Consider the following 20,423-nt stretch of genomic DNA (forward strand, 5'->3'; position numbering starts at 1 on the left):
TTCGAAACTTTTGTTTATTATTGCCGATGGGAATGTTTGAGGGGGTAGAAAGAAATGGCTAAGAAAAATAAATCCAATTGGTTTTCAAATCCACTTCATTTTAGGGGAGATGAAACTCCGCAATTTGTTAAAGATTTTATGCGCGGTAAAAAGTATACAGATGAAATTAGACCCCCATCTCAAAAGTTATTGGAAGTTTTAGCTGAACGTGGGGAGGAATACATTCCTCCAAGAGAAGGTAGAACGCAAAGCTATACGCGTAAATTGCCCTATGAATTATATGATTGGGAAGCGAATGGTTTCGTTGGGCTGATAACATCTTCAATACCATCAGGTAATGTGGCGTGTTTTCGTTCTGTGAATGGTTATCCAGCGCCGTATGTTAGAAGTTTGAAAGGTGGATTTGAGCGAGATGAAAATGGCGATGTGATTTTAACAAAATGGAATTACACAGATGAGGGAGAGCCTCTTCCTGATGAGATCACTACATCGAATAAAGTAATACTTGAGCCGGTTTCAAATCCTTCAAAGAAATACTTTAAATTTGTTCCTGACGCGCCCATTCAGTTTCGCGTCAGTGGTTCGTTTTGTTGTTCGCAAAAAGTAAAAAATATTCTCGATGAATTTGCGGCTGGCGAAGTTGACTATGTTCCAGTTGAATTTGTTGAAAATGGAATTTCAGCGCCTGAAGAGAATTGGTATTATTTTTATCCAAAACGCCGACTGCTTTCCTTAGATCTAGAAAAAAGTGAATTCAATTGCTCGTATTCACCGGTAAACGAAGGGTATAGGATCGCCGCTGAAATGACATCGCGGCTTACATTTGAAGATAAAGTCCGGGATTTGAATTTTTTTGAGGACCCCATGTTGGGAAGTAGATTCGTGGTTTCAAAACAATTGTATCAACAATTGGTTGAAATTATTGGCAATGAAGTATGGTCGCTATTTAACGGCAAGTAGTATTCGTTTCTATATCTTATCCACATTGGCGTTGAAGTTGCGGATTGTGCGTTGGAAGTGCATTAGGCCGTAGAGGGCAAAAGCACCGATACCAAAACCTAGCCAAAGCAACCCAAAGCCTGCACAAACGCTTGCAACTTCGTCAAATTCGCCTTCAATTGTGGCATAGGTCAAACCTGCAGCCCACAGCAACGCATAAAGTGCTAGACTGGATTTTGCATAGGCTTTTGCCGCGTCTTTCAGGCGTAGATTGCGCATATAGTATCTAATTGGGAATAGAAGAGCACCAACACCAGCCAGCCCAATAGCGATAAATGCAACTAATTCTGTTAGCTCAGGTATGTCGGTGAGGTCGATATCATCAATATCCATGCCATTCGATTGCATTACAAAATATACAATCGGAGCCATTAAAATCACATCAATCCATTTAAATGGGAGGAAGTTTCGATATTGCGTTTTAACTTTCCCGCGTTTGGAGGATTTTTTTGCTGCAGTCTTTTTTGATTTACCTTTAGAGGCTTGTTTGGCTTCTTCTTTTGCCTTTTTCTCAGCAATTTTCAGAAGTGCTTCTTCACGCTTTAAAGCTTCACGGCGCGCTTCCAAATCATTTGGGTCGATATTTGTATATGAAGAGAGTGGAGGCGCAATCGTTTCTTGAGCAGGTGTTTCTGAAGAAACGAGGTTTGATTCCTGCGTCTGTTCAGCTTCAGGCTTTGTTCCTGCTAACCCACCGGGGCTGTCTTCCGCCAATAATGTTAGCCGGTCTGCTAGATCGTTGATCTTTTCTTGTGGGTTTGGAAAAATTTGGATCCAGTTTCGAGCCGCCAATTCATATAAAAAATGACCTTTGGGCTTGGTATCTTCAATCAAGACAGGGATGACGTCTTTGTCCAGATCATCAGCCAACGCCAATTCTTTTTTGAGTTGCTTTGATTCATTACATTCATTCGAAAACAGAATGACTAGCATGTCTGAAGCGATCAGGTTTTCAACGATAGCATCACGCCAATCAACGCCACCATCGATCTTTTGATCCCACCAGACACCGACGCCTCTGGCTTCAAGGGCTGCAACTAAATCTCGCGCCAATTCTTGATCTGCGCGCCGATAACTTAAGAAAATATCGTAGTCCACAGTTTTCGCCCTCGTAAAACTTGTCCTTTATTTATCTTAACACTTTCAGGCAGCAGGTGAAGTGTTTTCTGGCAAAATGGATTTTTGAAGAGGAAATCAACAATAAATGGTTGCAGCGAGCGGGGTGATGTGTTGACGCATCTAATAGACTAGGTGGTTCTAGCGGGACTGAGGAAAACAGCTTCAGAGCGAGGAGTTTGACATGTCATCTGATCACCATTTCACATCACGTTTGGCGGGTGCCGATGATATCCCGCAAATTGTTGAGCTTATGAGAGCTTCCATAGAAATCAATATGAAAGCTTTTCTCTCTGAGAAAGAGATAGAGGCGGCTAAAGAGAGTATGGGACTCGATCAGAGCCTCATTGAAGATCAAACATATTTCGTTATTGAAACCCTTCAAAATGGTCTGCCAGTCATGGTTGCATGCGGCGGTTGGGGCAAGCGTAAAACTCTATATGGCGGTGATCACACACAGGGCCGGGATGACAGTTTGGGTGATCCGACAAAGGATCCCGCCCGTATCCGCGCCATGTACACTCATCCACAATGGATCAGAAAAGGGTTGGGAACTATGTTGCTTGATTTGGGAGAAGGTGCGGCACGAAATGCTGGTTTTAAAACGATTGAACTCGGCTCTACCGTGCCGGGATTACCTCTCTATGAAACGCGCGGGTATAAAGCCTATTTCACAGAAGAAATTCCGGGCTCTAATGGAGAAATTAAGACTGTCATTCATATGCGCAAAGAGCTGTAAGTGAGTTGCGGGCGTGAATTTTAGGAAAGGCGCGTGGAATTTCGTCATTTGCCCTATATGCAAGTGCGTTCAGTAAGGTTAAGTTCCGCCAATGAACGACTCAAATGATATGCAAGATGAAGGTCCAGATCCAAACACGGCATCCATGTTTGGAGATGACAACCCCAATGCGGGGAGTGATGAAGCTTATCAGGTCTTAGCCCGAAAATATCGGCCAACCACTTTTGATGATATGGTTGGACAAGAAGCGATGGTGCGTACGCTGACCAATGCGTTTAAAACGGGACGTATTGCGCACGCATTCATGCTGACGGGGGTGCGTGGTGTCGGGAAGACGACAACAGCTAGATTGCTTGCTCGCGCGCTCAACTATGTGGGTAATGGAGAGGATGGGCCAAGTGTGAAGCTCAACCCGATGGGCACGCATTGTCAGGCGATTATGGAAAGCCGGCATCCTGATGTGCTGGAGTTAGATGCCGCATCTCGCACAGGTGTGGCAGACATGCGCGAGTTGTTGGATGGTGTACGGTATTCTCCGGTCAATGCTCGCTATAAAGTTTACATCATAGATGAGGTGCACATGCTCTCTACAGCAGCGTTTAATGCGTTGCTGAAGACATTGGAAGAGCCGCCTCCACATGTGAAATTCATTTTTGCAACAACTGAGATCCGCAAAGTCCCCGTGACGGTACTTTCGCGGTGTCAGCGTTTCAATCTTGCAAGGTTGACGACAGAAGCTCTTGCCGCCCACCTTAGCCGTATATGTGAAAAAGAGGGCGCGAAGGTATCCGAAGAAGGACTGGCATTAGTCGCGCGCGCCGCTGAAGGGTCTGCACGTGATGCGCTGTCGGTTCTTGATCAAGCTATAGTTCAGTCGACTGGCGAAGAAGTATCAGTTGAAGCAATTCGAGACATGCTCGGTTTGGCAGATCGAGCGCGCGTATTTAATCTTTTAGATGCAGCGACATCAGGCCAGCACAAAGCGGCCTTAGAAGAAACCACTTCACAATTGCAGGAGGGGGCTGAAGCCCAAGTCCTAATGAAGGACTTGCTCGATGCTATGGCTGAAATAGCGCGCGCTCAAGCAATGGGGGATGCCTATATTTTTGCTGGGCCGACCGAATGGACAGACCGCACTAAAAAGCTAGCTGCAAGCATGAGCAATGCTCAGTCAGCACGTTATTGGAAATTATTGCTTCAGGGGTTTGAAGATTGCGCACGCGCACCAGATCCAAATGTTGCTGCCGAAATGGCAGTATTGAGGTTAGCGGCTGCTGCGGCTCTTCCTTCACCAGAAGAAGCAGCGCGTATGTTCCAAGGTGGACCCACTGGCGGTCCAGCAGGCGGCGGTCCTAATGGCGGTGGATATGCTAACGGTGATCCAGGACCGGGGGCGCAGGCTTATCAGGCAGGTGGCAGTGGTGGAGCAAAAGCTCATGCACAAGCTGGGCAGGTGGTCGCTCGCGCGGTTCCCGATCAATATGCAGAAGCTGCGCCGGGGCCTGTATTGGGTTCATTGAATCAGATTTGTGCAGCATTGCAGACGGATAAACAAATCCACTTATTGTATGATGTAGAGCATTATGTGCGCCCAGCAGAGGTGCGTTACGGCTTATTTACATATGCAGCTGCACCGGGAATTCCTGCTGATTTTCAGATGCGCATGAAAAATTGGCTGGAAGATAAAACAGGCGTAGAATGGCAGGTTGATCTAGGTCATTCGACGCGCGAGAGTCTTGAAGAAATACGTGTTCGTCAGGAAAAAGAGCGTATTGACGAGGTATCCTCAATTCCGCGCATAGCAGAAGCGCTGGATCTTTTGCCCGGTGCAAAAGTTGTCAAAATCGAAAAGTTCGATACTGACGATGAAGGAAATGTTGTTCGTGTAGATTTCAACCGTCGCCGCGACTTTAGTAAATTAGATGATGTTTAGATTATAGAGGAATGACCTCATGGATATGAAAGAAATCATGCGTCAGGCGCAGCAGATGCAAGGAAAGCTCGCTGAAGCGCAGGAAAAGCTTGAAGAAATAGAAGCTGAAGGTACATCAGGCGGCGGTATGGTGAAGGTTGTCCTTAAGGGGAAAGGTGACATGGCCAGCATGTCTATCGATCCTAGTTTGATCGATCCCAACGATGCTGAAATCATTGAGGATTTAGTCAAAGCTGCTCATGATGATGCTCGCCGTAAATTGGAAGTCGCTCATGCAGATGCTATGAAAGATGCGACATCAGGTATGGGTATGTTGCCGGGCTTTAAAATGCCATTTTAGTGGTGAATGAGCATTGAAACGTTTTTAGGGAAGTTTTTGATGACAGATACGACACGCAAAAGCGATTTTGATGATATTCCATTGGATGGATTCCGTAGGGAGTCTTCGGATTCTTTTGCGAAATCCAATAAAAAGAAAAAAGACCCGCTAAAGATTAAAAAGAGTGATGAGAAAAAGGAGGGGTTTTTGCCTTCTAATACTCCCATTCCATTTTGGTTGGATATCATCCTTTTCTTTCTTTGGTGCGGAGCTGTCGCGGTAGCTGTGTTAATGGCTTACCCAATGGCTGATATGTTCTTTAGCGTTTCGTTATTCTTGGGAAGTGCCATTATATTGTTGTCTATTCGGACAGGGATAAAGCGTATTATGCTTGGGATGTCTTAGGATAATTCCATGGCGCATAGATCGATAGGCCCTGAAATAACACGACTCATAGAAATGATGTCTAAGCTTCCAGGAATGGGGCCCAGGTCAGCGCGTCGTGCTACGCTACACTTACTTAAAAAACCAGAGCAGCTACTTGCTCCAATGTCTCGTGCAATGGCAGACGCAGCTCAAAAGGTAACTGCATGCGATGTTTGCGGAAACTTCGATACATTGAACCCTTGCGGAGTGTGCCAATCTAAAGGGCGCGATGATAGCGTAATTTGTGTTCTGGCAGATGTTGGCGACTTATGGGCAATGGAGCGCTCTGGGGTGTTTCGTGGGCGATATCATGTATTAGGTGGTTGCTTGTCTGCGCTGGATGGTATTGGGCCTGATGATCTAAACATCGCGAGCCTTGTAAAACGCGCATCTGATGGTGGGGTGAAAGAGATTATCCTAGCATTAAATGCTACTGTAGATGGACAAACAACATCACACTATGTTGCTGATCAATTAGAGGGAATTGATGTAGCAGTATCCCGTTTGGCACATGGTGTTCCAGTTGGTGGTGAGCTAGGTTCACTTGATGACGGAACGATTGCAGCAGCATTTTCTTCGCGCCGATAATACATTATCATTTGTGGATAAGTGATTCGTTTTTAGTTAAATATCGCCTTGTAGGGGAATAAAAAACGGGATATGATCTCGTTATGTTCTCATTATCCTTTGGCGAAAACGCTCTCGTATTCGATTTGTATCACATTTGTTTCCTCGCTGTTGCGGTGGTTGCACTAATTTTATCATTAATACTTGGATTTCGAATTTCGCGTGTACGCAAATCGATGCAGGAACGCTTTGATGCTGAAACTCATTTTCTTAAAGGTGAAGTTGAAGTTGGTGCCTTGCGATTGCAAAATCTTGAGGAAACATATCAGCGAGAACAGGGTATTTGGTCTGGTGAGAAATTAAAGCTAGAACAATCTCTAGCTGTAGAGGCTCAAAATACTGAAAAGTATAAAGAAGCTCTGGAAAAGTACCGTGTTCATGCAGAAAACGTGTCGCGGAAATTAGCTGGATTAGAAGCAGGGCATGAAGAGCGCGAAAAAGCTTTCGAAGCAGAGCGTGCTTCCATGAAAACGCTGAATGAAGAGATCCATCAAAAGTTTCAAAGTTTAGCTGATAATGCTTTGCGCCAATCTCAAAAACAGTTCCTTGAAATTGCCAATGAACAAATGCGGCAACATAAGGAAGTGTCTAAGGCTGATCTAACAAGCATGATTGGTCCAATTAAAGAGAGTTTCTCACAATTTAGTCAGAAGGTTGAGAATATTGAGAAGGTCCGCAATGAGGATAGGGCGTCTTTAAGGTCAGAGATCGAAAAATTATCTCAGACCATGGCGGATACACAAAACATTACCGGTAAGCTTGCGAATGCTTTATCTGCGCCTAAATCGGGTGGTCGCTGGGGCGAAGAAACACTTCGCAATGTGCTGGAAATGGCGGGCCTTTCTGAACATGCCGATTTTACAGAGCAGGTACATGCAAATGTAGAAGAAGGCGCGAATATCCGGCCGGATGTGATGGTACGTATGCCCGGCGGCCGGCATTTGGTGATCGATTCAAAAGTAAGTGTAGATGATTTCCTGCAAGCATCTGAAGAAACAGACATTCAGCGTCAAAATTTGTTGTTGCAAACTCATGCACGTAAAATGAAAGATCATGTCACTGCATTAGCGCGCAAAGCTTATTGGGCGCAATTGCCCGATACTGTGGACTTTGTAGCTATGTTTGTGCCGGGTGAAAATTTTTATGCAGCAGCTTTAAGCGCAGATCGTGACTTGTTTGATTATGCTGCACGAAACAAGGTCATCATTGTTACACCATCCACGTTGGTGGCGCTTGCTAAAGCGGTCGCGTTCGGGTGGCGTCAGGAGAATGCTGCGCGTAATACGAAAGAAGTTACAGAATTGGCGCGCGAGCTATACAGCCGCATTGCTATAATGGGAGACAAGGTTGTGAAAATGGGGCGCGGACTGAATGGCGCTTCAGCTGCATACAATGAATTAGTGGGGACATTGGAAACCAAAGTTCTGCCTCAAGCACGCAAATTTGACGCGTTGGGGGTGAGTGCTGATGGCAAAGAAATTCCTGATTTAGAAGAGATAGAAGATCATATGCGTGAGCCAAGAAGAGGGCGTGATCTATTATTCAACGCGGATGAAATTCCGCCTTTACCAGAGGCAATTGTATCGGAAAGTGAAAAACTGGTATAAAATCCAGTTCATATAAGCTTGACGCAGCAATTCATCACACTTAGCTAAGTTCCATGACGATACGACCTATTTTAACAGTTCCAAATCCTCTTCTTAAAGAGGTTTCCAAGCCGGTTGATGCTGTGACCGATGAAATCCGTGTACTCATGGATGACATGTTGGAAACAATGTATGACGCCCCTGGTATCGGTCTAGCCGCAATTCAGATTGGTAAACCTGTCCGAGTGATTGTTATGGATCTCGCTGGTCCAGAAGATGAGCCGAACCCACAGTATTTTGTGAATCCAGAGATTTTGGAGACCGTTGAAGAGACAGCGCCTTATGATGAAGGATGTTTGTCTGTACCTCAGGTTTATGAAACGATTGATCGTCCTTCACGTGTGCGTCTGAAATATCTCAATTATGATGGTAAAGAGGTCGAAGAGTGGGCTGAAGGCCTATACGCGACTTGTATACAGCATGAGATGGACCATTTGGAAGGCACGCTTTTCATTGATTATTTATCTCGTTTGAAAAAGACACGTGCATTAGCCAAAGTTAAAAAAGCCCAAAAGTTTGCTCCAGTGGCTCACGGTTCTGATTGCGATTGTTGTTAAGCGCGATTTATTCTTAGTTTTCAATTTATGGGGATCACATAATGAGCCTTAGACTTGTGTTTATGGGGTCTCCAGATTTCTCTGTGCCGTGCCTGAAAGCATTGGTTGATGCTGGGCATGAAGTGGTGTGTGTGTATTCACAACCTCCGCGCCGTGCAGGGCGAGGAAAAACTGAACGAAATACACCCGTGCATGATGCTGCTTTAGAGTTGGGCATTGAAGTTCGCACACCTAAATCGGTAAAATCAGAAGACGAGCTAGCGGCATTTGCGGCATTGGAAGCAGATTTGGCTGTTGTGGTGGCTTATGGGCTGATCTTGCCACAAGCCTTGCTCGATGCGCCTCGTTTGGGGTGTATCAACGCGCATGCTAGCTTGCTGCCTAGATGGCGCGGCGCAGCACCTATCCAGCGGGCTATTATGGCAGGTGATGAGGTGACAGGTGTTGAAATTATGCAAATGGAGGCGGGGCTTGATACAGGACCAGTAATGGCGTCGGTATCTGTGGAAATCCTACCTGAGACAACTGCAGGTCAATTGCATGATGAATTGTGTGAAGCCGGAGCCAAATTGCTTGTAGATGCGGTTGGGCAATTGGAAGATGGCGAAGCAGAGTTTGTAGCGCAGTCAGAAGAGGGAATAGAATACGCTCACAAGCTGACCAATGAAGAGACACGTATAGATTGGTCTAAGTCAGCAAGAGAGGTGCGACAGCACATTCACGGATTATCACCATTTCCAGGTGCTTGGTTTGAGATGGAAAGCGCGAAAGGCCCGGTGCGCGTGAAGGTGTTGGAGGTGACTGAAAGTTTGGGGGATGGTCCAGTGGGCCAAGTGTTGGATGATAATCTGAAAATAGCTTGCGGCGATGGGGCTATCCGTATCAAACGTCTCCAACGTGCGGGAAAACCGGCAATGAATTCCGAAGACTTTCTACGCGGCAATGATGTTTCAGAGGGGGTAATCCTAGCGTGAGAAGCCATGCCACGATATAAGCTTACAATCGAATATGATGGTTCACCCTATGTCGGATGGCAGCGGCAGAAAGAGCATTTGTCTGTTCAGCAGGTGCTTGAAGAAGCCATCCCCAAGTTTGCTGGCGAAACCGTCAATGTGTATGGAGCTGGACGCACTGATGCTGGCGTACATGCGTTGGGGCAGGTGGCGCATATTGATCTGACAAAAGATTTCACCACGGACAAAGTGCGCGATGCGATGAATCATTTCATGAAGGATGAACCTGTTTCAATCCTTCAAGCTGAATTGGTCGATGAAGAATTCCATGCGCGTTTTAAGGCGCACGCTCGCCATTATATTTACCGCATTGTAGATCGTCGCGCTGATCTGACATTTGATCGCAAACTTGCGTGGAAGGCCATGTCTCTAGTTGATGCCTCAGCGATGCATGAAGCGGCTCAGTGTCTCGTTGGGAAGCATGATTTTTCAACATTTCGGGATGTGCAATGTCAGGCTGATAGTCCGGTAAAAACACTCACTAGCATTGATGTTGTAAGAGAAGGTGATGAGATAGAAATCTTTGTTTCCGCGCCATCATTTTTACACAGACAAGTTCGGTCTATCGTTGGCTCTTTAATGGAAGTCGGACGGGGTAAAAAGCCAGTTTCCTGGATGAAGGATATCCTCGAAGCAGCGGACCGTTCAAAATGCGGAACGGTCGCGCCACCAGATGGTTTATACCTCAGTCAGGTAGATTATCCTTAGTTTTGTAAGGGCAGGTGAATGTCTTCAAGGTTATCAAATTCTGCGCTGAGCCCCCAGCCGTTTGCGCGCTCTTCTAGTTCAAAGACAATTTCATTCTTTCCTTTTGTTAAAGGTAGAAAGATAGATTGAGCTTTTGCATTGAAGTCACCTCTGAATAGTGGGCCTTTGGCACGGAAACTATTATTTCCTTTAAATAGCGGCTCGCCATTGAGGTGGATTGTGACTTGGTCAGAAAAGTCAAAATTCAATTGTTTGGTGATGGTTTTCTCGGCTTTTACAGGTATTTTGATCAAGACTTTATCATCACTATTGCCCTCAAAATCTCCACCTCTAGCCTTAGGTGCATAGCGGGATACATACAATAATCCATCATCCAGATTTGATTGAACAATAGACCAGTCTGGTTTTACACCATCTTCGCCATTGAAATTAAAGTGGTTATCCGCGGTGATGGACTGAGAAATTTTCCATTTTTGAATTTGCGTTTTTGGTAATGGTGTTGTTGTTGTCTCAAGACTTAGATTAGTTTGGGTACTATAGCGGAAATTGCTGTAATGGCCTTTAAATAAGGCCCATATTCCAATGTGACCGGATTGAAATTTATTATTTTTGAGTGTGGGAATATTCAGTGGTTTCGTTTCCTTGCCCGTGATGATGCTTGCGCGGGCCTGAGTTTCTGTGAATTCCACTCTCAACGTGAACCATTCATTTTGTGGCCAAGCATTTGCGGTTTGTGCATTTGCAAGCATTTGCCAATTGGATTCACCATTGAAGTGCGGTGTGTATTGCATGGCATCAGGACTGTTTGCTTTGTGCATGCGAACATAAACCGATTCATTGAAAGGAAGGTTGTATGGTTCAACGCTTTCATTTGCGTGGAACAATACTCCTGCAAAATGTCGTGGTGAGGAACGGATAATATCCACTTCAATTGTTCCGCGGGAAAGTTCGAGATCTTTCACGATAGCAGGGCGGGATAATGTGAAAGCTTCGCGTCCGGCAATGGTTGTCGTTTCCCATTCTTGTCCCGCATGCAACTCCCAATATTCTGGTGAAGCTGGTACGGAGGTAAAGTCATCAGCGTTTGCAATTGCTAGCCCAAACGTAGGGATGAAAAACAAAAGTAGATGAAGAAATTTTTTTGCTGAGAATGTCATTGAAAATCCACTTGAATTGAAATCAAAGTTTCAAGCTAAGGAGGAGCGATGGCAGAAGCAATCAGCAGGGATTTCACAAAAACGAGAGCATTGTGACAATCCAATAAAAAAGCGCGCAAACTTATATTGCGCGCTTTGAATGTTTTTGCCAGCTGGACTGGCTGAGCTAGTCTCTCAGCAGCTCGTTTACGCCAGTTTTAGAACGTGTTTTAGCATCCACTGTTTTCACAATAACAACACATGCCAATGATGGACCACCATTTGTCGAAGGCATAGCGCCTGGAACTACAACTGAATAAGGTGGCACTTCACCATAAGTGAATTCACCTGTTGCGCGGTTCACGATCTTTGTTGATTGAGAGATAAAGGTTCCCATGGCCAAGACTGAACCTTCGCGCACGATAACACCTTCAGCTACTTCAGCGCGGGCACCGATGAAACAATTGTCTTCGATAATGACAGGGCTAGCTTGAAGTGGCTCCAATACGCCGCCAATGCCTGCTCCGCCAGAGATGTGAACATTCTTACCAATTTGTGCGCATGATCCTACGGTCGCCCATGTGTCGACCATTGTACCTTCATCTACATAAGCACCGATGTTGATGAAGGAAGGCATTAGCACAGTGTTTTTGGCGACATACGATCCGCGGCGCACTGTACAGTTAGGAACTGCGCGGAAGCCCGCTTCTTTAAATTCTGCTTCGCCCCAACCATCAAATTTGGAAGGCACTTTGTCATACCAAGTTGCTTCGCCTGGACCGCCTTTTATGATTTCATTTGGATTTAGACGGAAAGACAGAAGAACAGCTTTCTTTACCCATTCATTGACCTTCCAACCATCATTTCCGTCTGGCTCAGCTGCACGCAAAACACCTTGGTCTGTTAGTAACAGCGCCTGAGTGACTGCCTCGCGAACATCGCCTGTGGTGTCAGTTGAAATTGTATCGCGCGCATCCCAAGCAGCATTGATTGCGGATTCTAGGGCTGAAATATCAGTCATGGGGTCGGACTTTCATTCTAAATTCAAATTGTATTGATGCAGGAGTTAGCTTGCCTAAGCTTTTGGTGCAATCTCTTTTGCAACATCTTCTAAAAAGCTGGGTAAATCATCTGTGGTGTGATGAACATGATCGGGCTTTTCGTCGTCTGCGTGAGCAGGGCGTACCCCTTCTGGTTCATGGCTCCAGTCTTTGTCCGAAGTCACAAGCACAGTTCTAAATCCCAGCTGATGGGCTGGGATGAGGTTTTTGGACAAATCTTCGAACATGGCTGATTTGTTGGGATCAACCCCTGTTAGTGAGATGAATTTTTCAAATGCTCCATCTTCGTGCTTGGGAAGAAAATCAGATTTGGCGATGCAGATCATGTCTTCGAATAAGTGATCCAATCCCATGTATTTTGTAACTTTTTCAGCGTGGCAGGTGGAGCCATTTGTGTAGATGTATTTTTTGCCGGGCAGAGCAGATAATTGCGATTTTAGATCCGGTGCAGCATTAAGTGGGCTGTGATCAATATCGTGTACAAATCCCATGAACACATGTGGATCTAGATTGTGTTCGATCATCATCCCGCGGAGCGTTGTCCCGTAGCGTTTGTAGTAGTCTTTTTGAACAATGCGAGCCTGATCGTGTGGTAGGTTCAGTTCTTTCTGCACGAAAGCCGTCATCCGTTGATCTATCTCTGCAAATAAGTCGCATGCTGCTGGATATAAGGTGTTATCCAGATCAAACACCCAGTTATCTACATTGCTAAAACTCGTGGACAATACAGGTGCAACGAATTTGCTCATCTCTAATAAACCTCGGTCGGTTCCTCATTGAAATCACGATCAAAGAATTCGTAGATTAATCGGCCATCTACAGGAGATTTTGTGATTAGGAAGTCAGCCTCTTTGTAAGCGCGTACTTCACAACCTTCACGTCCCACAACTGCAAACTTTGAACGTGCAATACAGAAGATATGTTCTGCATCTAGTAAATGGCGTGTGCCTTCTTCTGTTTCAAGCTCAGCATAAACATAGTGAGCTGTTGGGATTAGGCTTTCATCAATCGTTCGGGCGCATGCATCTGAATCCAATGACCACCATCCGCGGCTTTCCCAACCATTTCCTCTACGCCGGCCAATGGCTGTCCACATTTTATGAGGTGTACGATTGCATATCGTCATACCAACTTCGCGCGATCGATTGCTGGCGACCTCTTCCAAAATATCGATGAGTGTTGCATCTGCAGTGTCAGAGGAGAGGTTGTTGGCCTTAAGAAAAGCGGCAATTGCACCACGCGTCCGGCGTCCGACATAACCATCAATAGATGTATTTGCGACACCGGCATCTTTAAGAAGCCTTTGTAGTCCAGCACTTTCAGAACGTTTGGTTCCATATGGCTCGGTTTCAGTCAGGCGTGTTGTCCAATTGTTGCGGTTTTCAATTTTGACAGCGCGAAATTTTCGTTCTTCTAATCCCATAGCAGAACACGATGGGGGATTTTCAACGGCAAAAGATCCCGTTGTGTCTATACACAATGGAATTTCTCCGCCCCAATTACGTTGCCCACCATGATGGGCTGTAGAAGAGCGTGCCATGACATAGTGAATGCCCTCACGAAGGGGAGCGCTGACGGCGCTACGACATTCGCCGGGACGAAGCCGCGTCCAGCCTTCAACAATCACCCCTGTAGATCCTTCAGGGCGTCCTGTTGCAGCTTCTAATACAAAGCTAGTTTCGTTGCACAAGCGCCAACCATTGGCAGTTTGAGCCTGAGCAGCTGGTGGAAGCAAGTTAGCAAGGCATGCAATGGCAAGTGCAGCTAAGGCTGTTTTGATGTGATCAAGAGATAAGTGTTCCGGCACCATGATCAGTGAACAACTCCGTTAAAAGCGCATGGGGTGTACGACCATCTAGAATAACTGACGCCTTAACGCCATTCTTTACTGCAGTTAGAGCAGTTTCGATTTTTGGAATCATACCGCCGCTAATTGCTCCAGTAGAGATGAGCTTACTTGTGGTGTCTTGGTCAAGCTCTCTGATGAGTTCTTTCTTCTCATCTAACACACCTTTAACATCAGTCAGAAGTAAAAGGCGTTCTGCTTTTAACGCGCCAGCAATCGCGCCGGCAGCTGTATCAGCATTAATATTATAGCTTTCACCCTCATTGCCAAAACCAACAGGGGCAACAACCGGTATGAAATCTTCTGATTGGGCGGCGAGTGTTTCCAAAATAGTTGGGTCTATTTTTTTAGGTTCGCCTACAAAACCCAAGTCGAGAACTTTCTCGATATTGGAGTCTGGGTCTTTTTTTATTTTTTTTGCTTTTTCAGCATAAATTAAATTTGAATCTGCGCCAGACAAACCAACTGCGTTTCCGCCCGCCATGTTAATCGCGCGGACGATCGTTTTGTTGATTGAGCCGGATAGAACCATTTCAACTATTTCCATCGTTGCGGCATCAGTAACGCGAAGTCCATCTTCAAATTTGCTGGTCACGTTCAAGCGTTTGAGAGCATCACCAATTTGTGGTCCTCCACCATGCACGATGACTGGATTAACACCCATTTGTTTCAGTAAAACAACATCACGCGCAAAGCCTTTTGCCAACGAAATGTCAGCCATGGCATGACCGCCATATTTGATAACTATCGTTTTTTTGTCATAGCGTTGAATAAACGGAAGGGCTTCAGCCAGCGTATTGACTGTTGGAAGTCCAGAGGATTGGGATGTGTCTTTAGTCATAGCGTCATGTCTATCTGCTTTCGACAGAAATCAAAAGTTCAATTTGTCAAAAGAAGTGCAATGGTGCCCAGTTTTTTGATCAATCTGAGCGGAAATAACTTAAATTATTACAGCAAAGCGACGATTTCTGCTTTTAACTCTGGAAGTCCCAGTCCTTTTTCTGACGACGTCATCATGATACGTGGATGGGCTGCTGGGTTTTTCTTGATTGCCTCAACAGCACCTTCAATAACTTTGTCCAGTTCAGACTTTTTAAGTTTGTCTGCTTTGGTGAGCACTATTTGATAATTCATTGCTGCGCGGTCCAAAGTCTTCATGATACCGCGGTCGACATCACCTACACCACGTCTGCTATCAACCAGAAGAAATACGCGTTGCAAATTGGTGCGCCCACGCAGATAGTTGTTTGTGAATGCGGTCCATTTTTCAACGACAGCTTTGGGAGCCTTGGCATAACCATAACCCGGTAAATCAACCACATACATTGCTTCAAGGATTGTAAAAAAGTTGATCTCTTGTGTGCGACCAGGTTGAGCAGACGCACGAGCCAATTGCTTGCGGTTAAATAGGGCGTTGATCAGGGAGGATTTGCCCACATTCGATCGACCTGCGAAAGCAATCTCGGGTCTATCCGCAGGTGGAAGACCTTTCATGTTTACGACACCTTTGACGAAATTAACTTCAGACGCAAAAAGCTTGCGACCATCTTCAATTTGCAATGCTGGATATTCGTATTCGTCGCTAGTCATTGTTGGCTCGGATAAAATAGTTTGAAAATAGAGAACGGGGCGCTTAGGCCCCGTTCAATGTGTATTGTTTTTACTGTTTCGTCTATTCGGCTGGTTTGGCACCTTTGCCAAACCTTGCTTTCAAGAATTTATCGAATTGAGTTTCGACACCATTCTTGCGCATAATGTAATATTGTTGCGCAATGGATAGGATGTTTGACCATGTCCAGTAGACAACCAATCCAGCGGCAAACCCTGCAAAGATGAAGGTAAAGACGATCGGTAGGAATTGCATCATCATGCGTTGAGTTGGATCAGGTGGTGGCGGGTTGAGGCTTTGAAGCGCCCACATCGTTACACCATACATGATTGGCAAAATACCGATTGATAGCATTCCGATTAATGGAATTGCACTTGGATCAAATGGTAACAGCCCAAATAGATTCATGAATGAAGTAGGGTCCGGCGCGGAAAGGTCTTTGATCCAACCGAAGAATGGTTCGTGGCGCATTTCCAATGTTACAAACAGAGTTTTATACAATCCGTAGAAAACAAACATTTGAGGGATTAGCGGTAAACATCCTGAGAAGGGGTTAGCCTTCTCACGTTTATAAAGCTCCATGGTTTCCTGTTGGATTTTCATCCGGTCGTCGCCATACTTCTTTTTAATCTCTTCCATTTGCGGCATTAGCTTACGCATCTTAGCCATGGAAGCATAAGCTTTGTTCTGGATGGGGAAGAAAGCCAGTTTTACGATCACAGTAAGGGCAAGGATCGCCAAACCAAAATTCCCAAACCAGCCGTTAAATATGTTCAAGAACCAGAAGAATGGTTTTGTGAAGAACCAGAAATTCCCCCAATCAACTGCATCTGTGAAACGAGGAATAGCTTCCTGACCGGTCTCACCTTTTTGATAAGCGTCCAATACTGCAACACGTTTTGCTCCGGCAAAAATGCGTTGCGCATATGATATTGTTTGGCCGGGTGCAATTATGCGGTCCATACCTTCGATGGAAGCAACATATGTTGGACGCAGTCCTTCCATTACCACACGCGCTTGCACCGCAATGTTTTCAGATTGAGCAGGTACAAAAGCTGTCATCCAGTATTTCTGGGTTAGGCCGATCCATCCACCTTGAGAGGTAAAGGAAAGGTCTTTTCCTTTATCTAGGTTTTTATACTTTTTCAGTTTCAATTTGTTGGTGGCCATTCCGATCGCACCTTCGTGCAATATGTAGAATGGTGACCAGTCATCTGGCATTCCAAACTGGCGCATGATACCGAAAGGACGGATAGAAACTTCTTCAGTGCCTTTGTTCGTCACCGTATCAGTGTAGGTGAACATATAGTTGTCATCGATTTCGATCTGACGCGAGAATGTCAGTTCATTTGTTTCATAGCTCAGTGTAATAGGTGAGCTAGGTGTCAGTGTAGAGCCAGCTGTTTGCGTCCATTGTGTGCGAACGCTTGGAAGCTTGTCTGCATCACCACGCCAGCCCAATGCAGCATAGTATGCACCTTTCGAGCCTTCAGGTGAAAGAAGGTGAACTTCCTCTTCTTTTTCCAATGTTTCAAAGTGACGTTTCATTGAAAGGTCATCAATGCGTGCACCTTTCAGTGAGATTGAGCCATCCAAAGCTGGGGCATCAAAAGTGACGCGGCCACCACTAGAAGAACCTGAGATGATTTCTTTTCGGTCAACTGGCGCTGTATTAGTTGATGAACCTAAATCCGTTGCAGAAGGGGAGTTTGCCGCAGCAGACTTTTGCAATTCTTGGCGTGCTGCTTCTCGAGCTTCCTGTTGAGGTCCCCATACAAAGAACTGGGATATGGCCATCACAACTAGGATAAGGCCGATTCCGATCAGGAAACTTTTTTGGTCTTGTGGTTGTTGCTGCATGTTTGCGCGGTCTCTACTTTTACAAGCTCAGTCTGCCGTTTGATGTCTCAACGCTTTTTAGGACGATGATTACCAAAGCGGTTTGGTTTCGGGTCAGGTGGATCACCTGAAAGAATTTTCTGACGCAGGCTTAACAATGCACTTTCTACATCGTCAAGTAATCCGTCCCAATTGCGGGTCGCAGTGTCACGTCTTGCTATAAACACATAGTCGACATCGGCAAGAGCATGTTGACGCATAAATTGGTTGGAAGCTTCCCGCAAGCGACGTTTTGCGCGGTTTCTTGTGACTGCGCCGCCAATTTTTTTCGTCGCAGTGAAGCCGGCTCCGGCAGTTAGCTGTTTATCAGAAGGTGCAGCTGACTGTTGAGAGGAATCAGTTGGGGCTTGATTGTCGGAAAGTTGGTTGGGTCTCGGGCGGGCTTGAATTACGACAGAGCGTCGTTTTTCAGCATATCCCTTTGCCACAAACAAAAACGCGCGCCGAACACGCAAGCGCTCGACGCGGTCAATGTTAGTCTCGTTCAGCGTCGTAGACGCCATCGGACTTAAGCCGATAGCTTCTTACGGCCTTTCGCGCGACGACGGGCCAGTACTTTCTGACCGTTAGCTGTTGCCATGCGCGAACGGAATCCGTGGCGACGTTTGCGAACGAGGTTGCTTGGTTGAAATGTACGTTTCACGGCTCACGCCCTCTAACAAAAATCTCTAATAAGAAGGAGCGGTAGCTATAGGCTCGGTGCGTATAAGTCAAGAGGTTTTTGCCAAAAGATTAAGCAAACCAATTTTCTCGTAAATTCCAGTGCTTTCTAATATTTACCTTACAATGTAGATAGTGCAAAAGAGAGGTCGCTTGGGGAAAAGTAAAGGAATGTTGGTCATTTATGGGCGATAAACCACAAAATGATATTGCAACACGAGTAGAAACAATCGGTTCCTTGATGGGACGCCGACTATTTCAACCTGCGAGCATTCAGCGAGATTTTAAGTGGGAAGCGGCCAACTGTGTCGCTTTGTTTGAGGATATCTATCGTGTTTTTTCCGCGCATTATGCTGGAAATAACGAAGAGGAAGATGATCAAGCAATCCCGATTCCTTCAAGTGATGAGTTAATTGATGCTGATCTATCAGGTGTAGCTCCACCCATTGATATGGAGATAGAAGGACCGCCCAATGCTTATCTTTTGGGACCAATGTATTTGGCACCACCTAAAAATGGCATTAGCGAAGTTTATGATGGCCTTCAACGTCTCACCAGTTTGACAATTCTCATCTCGGTATTGAGAGACAGAATTTCACTTGTATCTAAAGAGTGGGGTGATTGGCTTCACACTTTTGTCGAAGATGAAAAATGGGGATACCGATTAACGTATCCCACTAAAAGCCACAAAGAAACAGGAACAGCGCGTTGGCTTTCGGAAATGGCGCAACGTCGAGGCGAGAGCATCAAAGCACGGCGCAACCTTGAATCGAAAACGCCTCGTGGCCGTGTCACACGGGCGATTAGAGAGTTTCGTCGTTTAACGCAGGATATGAGCCCATCAGAACTTACATCTTTTGCTGAGTTTATGATGACGCGCGTGCGAATTGTTGCGATTCAAATCGCAGATATGCAATTAGCGAGACAAGCATTTGTGACATCCAACCAACGTGGTGTGGCTTTGTCCTCTGTTGATATCCTCAAAGGTGTTTTGATGGATATCGCGGGCAATGATGAACGTGCTGCTCAGGTAAAAGACACATGGGACCGTATTTCAACGACACCTGATCTTGAAAACTTTATGAGTGCTGTCGATTTCATTGAACGGCGCGCTCAACAGGGGCCATCTCACCTTGTTGAGTTTGGAGATTATCTGGCTGAAGCACGTCCGGGTTTTGCTATTTTGGAATGGATGGATCGTTTGGAAGCGTTGTCAGCTTCTTGGCGGACAATGAAATCTGCTCTGTTCGATCCTCAAAAAGATCCATTTGAAGGTGATTTGTGGCGTCTTGGTCTTCAAAATTGGAATGAGTGGAAACCGTTAGCGCTTCATTTCGTGTTTGTTTATCAGCAAGCCAAGAAAGAAAATAATAAGCGTCGGATGGATACAGTAATCAGTCGTTTCTCTGATTTCCATCGACGCGCCATGGCGATTTCGCTGGCAGGACTAGGGGCAAAAGCGCGTCACACCATTATCCGTAGAGCTATCGAACAATCTGAAGGTTTAACGGGAGACGGAAAAGCCAGAAACTGCATGTCTCTTTCTTATGGGGCTCTTCGATTGAAGCCAACTCAGAAAGATAGAGCCCAACGCCAATTATCAACAGGGTTTGATGATTATGAAGCGCGTGTTGCTTTTTTGCGTTGGTTGGAAAGCTTGCACTGGACGCGTGACGCGTTACCTGACTATGTGGCGGGAGGAACAGTCGAGCATGTTATGCCGACTTCGCCGGCACCTGAAGCTAAGCAGTGGGCTATAGATTTTCCAGATCCAGATGCTCGCCTCGGGCTATGCAATATGCTTGGTAACTTGATCCTGATCGATAAAGAAACCAATCACAAAGCAGGTTCGGGAGATTTTTCCGAGAAAGTTCAATTCTATCGTGAGATGAGACCTCCATTTGCGATGTCAGCAGAAGTAGCAGAATTAAGTAAATGGCGTCCACAAGACATTGTTGCTCGTTCAGAACGTATGAGAGAATTCGCTTTGGAACAACTCGATTGGGACAATAACTCTTAATACTCATCAATAACCGATCACGTGCTTGTTAGAAGCCCAGGTACGCTTGTGAGGATATTTTTTGAATAAAGTCTGTTATTTAATTGGTCAGATCTAGAAGGACCGATTG

21 protein-coding genes are annotated in these 20,423 nt (G+C 45.6%); 11 read left to right on the forward strand and 10 right to left on the reverse strand.

Annotated features, from left to right (window positions below):
* The first annotated feature begins 54 nt into the window (after positions 1 to 54).
* A complete protein-coding gene (locus tag F551_RS0113315; protein WP_018998012.1) occupies positions 55 to 960 on the forward strand; it encodes an imm11 family protein in 906 nt (301 codons plus the stop codon).
* Between the two features lie 9 nt (positions 961 to 969).
* On the opposite strand, the gene F551_RS0113320 is transcribed toward F551_RS0113315, so the two are convergent.
* A complete protein-coding gene (locus F551_RS0113320; RefSeq protein ID WP_018998013.1) occupies positions 970 to 2,097 on the reverse strand; it encodes a toll/interleukin-1 receptor domain-containing protein in 1,128 nt (375 codons plus the stop codon).
* 202 nt (positions 2,098 to 2,299) lie between these two features.
* On the opposite strand from F551_RS0113320, the gene F551_RS16745 reads away from it, so the two are divergent.
* The 9 genes from F551_RS16745 to truA all read left to right on the forward strand — a co-directional run bounded on the left by F551_RS16745 (position 2,300) and on the right by truA (position 10,083).
* Positions 2,300 to 2,854 (forward strand): GNAT family N-acetyltransferase, encoded by a 555-nt coding sequence (locus F551_RS16745; RefSeq protein ID WP_018998014.1) that lies wholly within the window; start codon positions 2,300 to 2,302, stop codon positions 2,852 to 2,854.
* Positions 2,855 to 2,945: 91 nt separating this feature from the next.
* Positions 2,946 to 4,787 carry a DNA polymerase III subunit gamma/tau gene (locus F551_RS0113330; RefSeq protein WP_018998015.1) on the forward strand — a complete coding sequence of 614 codons (1,842 nt, stop codon included), beginning with the start codon at positions 2,946 to 2,948 and terminating at the stop codon, positions 4,785 to 4,787.
* A gap of 19 nt (positions 4,788 to 4,806) precedes the next feature.
* Positions 4,807 to 5,127, forward strand: coding sequence for a YbaB/EbfC family nucleoid-associated protein (locus F551_RS0113335; RefSeq protein WP_018998016.1), 321 nt, complete (start codon positions 4,807 to 4,809; stop codon positions 5,125 to 5,127).
* Between the two features lie 39 nt (positions 5,128 to 5,166).
* Positions 5,167 to 5,511, forward strand: a complete 345-nt coding sequence (locus F551_RS0113340; RefSeq protein ID WP_018998017.1) for a hypothetical protein — start codon at positions 5,167 to 5,169, stop codon at positions 5,509 to 5,511.
* A 9-nt stretch (positions 5,512 to 5,520) separates the two neighbouring features.
* The gene (gene recR, locus F551_RS0113345; protein WP_018998018.1) at positions 5,521 to 6,120 is read left to right on the forward strand and encodes a recombination mediator RecR; all 600 of its coding nucleotides are present in this window, start codon (positions 5,521 to 5,523) and stop codon (positions 6,118 to 6,120) included.
* Positions 6,121 to 6,203: 83 nt separating this feature from the next.
* Positions 6,204 to 7,766: a DNA recombination protein RmuC gene (locus F551_RS0113350; protein WP_018998019.1), complete on the forward strand. Its 1,563-nt coding sequence runs from the start codon at positions 6,204 to 6,206 to the stop codon at positions 7,764 to 7,766.
* 53 nt (positions 7,767 to 7,819) lie between these two features.
* A complete protein-coding gene (def, locus tag F551_RS0113355; RefSeq protein ID WP_018998020.1) occupies positions 7,820 to 8,362 on the forward strand; it encodes a peptide deformylase in 543 nt (180 codons plus the stop codon).
* A 41-nt stretch (positions 8,363 to 8,403) separates the two neighbouring features.
* Entirely contained in the window at positions 8,404 to 9,336 is a 933-nt protein-coding gene (gene fmt, locus F551_RS0113360; protein ID WP_018998021.1) for a methionyl-tRNA formyltransferase, read from the forward strand.
* A gap of 6 nt (positions 9,337 to 9,342) precedes the next feature.
* On the forward strand, positions 9,343 to 10,083 hold the full coding sequence (gene truA, locus F551_RS0113365; RefSeq protein ID WP_018998022.1) for a tRNA pseudouridine(38-40) synthase TruA: 741 nt from the start codon (positions 9,343 to 9,345) through the stop codon (positions 10,081 to 10,083).
* Here the strand turns inward: truA and F551_RS0113370 are convergent.
* The 9 genes from F551_RS0113370 to rpmH form a co-directional block, all read right to left on the reverse strand.
* Positions 10,080 to 11,240 carry a hypothetical protein gene (locus F551_RS0113370; protein WP_018998023.1) on the reverse strand — a complete coding sequence of 387 codons (1,161 nt, stop codon included), beginning with the start codon at positions 11,238 to 11,240 and terminating at the stop codon, positions 10,080 to 10,082. The two genes, truA and F551_RS0113370, sit on opposite strands and share 4 nt — an antisense overlap.
* A gap of 166 nt (positions 11,241 to 11,406) precedes the next feature.
* Positions 11,407 to 12,240: a 2,3,4,5-tetrahydropyridine-2,6-dicarboxylate N-succinyltransferase gene (dapD, locus tag F551_RS0113375; RefSeq protein ID WP_018998024.1), complete on the reverse strand. Its 834-nt coding sequence runs from the start codon at positions 12,238 to 12,240 to the stop codon at positions 11,407 to 11,409.
* 54 nt (positions 12,241 to 12,294) lie between these two features.
* A complete protein-coding gene (locus F551_RS0113380) occupies positions 12,295 to 13,029 on the reverse strand; it encodes a pyrimidine 5'-nucleotidase (RefSeq protein ID WP_018998025.1) in 735 nt (244 codons plus the stop codon).
* Between the two features lie 2 nt (positions 13,030 to 13,031).
* Positions 13,032 to 14,090: a DUF1036 domain-containing protein gene (locus F551_RS0113385; RefSeq protein ID WP_018998026.1), complete on the reverse strand. Its 1,059-nt coding sequence runs from the start codon at positions 14,088 to 14,090 to the stop codon at positions 13,032 to 13,034.
* Positions 14,065 to 14,967 (reverse strand): acetylglutamate kinase, encoded by a 903-nt coding sequence (gene argB, locus F551_RS0113390; RefSeq protein WP_018998027.1) that lies wholly within the window; start codon positions 14,965 to 14,967, stop codon positions 14,065 to 14,067. The genes F551_RS0113385 and argB overlap by 26 nt, the downstream gene beginning before the upstream one ends.
* 107 nt (positions 14,968 to 15,074) lie before the next feature.
* Entirely contained in the window at positions 15,075 to 15,716 is a 642-nt protein-coding gene (gene yihA, locus F551_RS0113395) for a ribosome biogenesis GTP-binding protein YihA/YsxC (protein WP_018998028.1), read from the reverse strand.
* 82 nt (positions 15,717 to 15,798) lie between these two features.
* Entirely contained in the window at positions 15,799 to 17,595 is a 1,797-nt protein-coding gene (gene yidC, locus F551_RS0113400) for a membrane protein insertase YidC (RefSeq protein ID WP_018998029.1), read from the reverse strand.
* Between the two features lie 47 nt (positions 17,596 to 17,642).
* Positions 17,643 to 18,137 carry a ribonuclease P protein component gene (rnpA, locus tag F551_RS0113405; RefSeq protein WP_018998030.1) on the reverse strand — a complete coding sequence of 165 codons (495 nt, stop codon included), beginning with the start codon at positions 18,135 to 18,137 and terminating at the stop codon, positions 17,643 to 17,645.
* A 5-nt stretch (positions 18,138 to 18,142) separates the two neighbouring features.
* Positions 18,143 to 18,277: a 50S ribosomal protein L34 gene (gene rpmH / locus F551_RS17330; protein ID WP_015826725.1), complete on the reverse strand. Its 135-nt coding sequence runs from the start codon at positions 18,275 to 18,277 to the stop codon at positions 18,143 to 18,145.
* A 201-nt stretch (positions 18,278 to 18,478) separates the two neighbouring features.
* Here rpmH and F551_RS0113410 point away from each other — a divergent pair, with 201 nt between their 5' ends.
* Positions 18,479 to 20,314, forward strand: a complete 1,836-nt coding sequence (locus tag F551_RS0113410; RefSeq protein ID WP_018998031.1) for a DUF262 domain-containing protein — start codon at positions 18,479 to 18,481, stop codon at positions 20,312 to 20,314.
* Positions 20,315 to 20,423: the final 109 nt, after the last annotated feature.

The organism is Hirschia maritima DSM 19733 (assembly GCF_000378345.1).
Classification (GTDB): Bacteria; Pseudomonadota; Alphaproteobacteria; order Caulobacterales; family Hyphomonadaceae; genus Hirschia; species Hirschia maritima.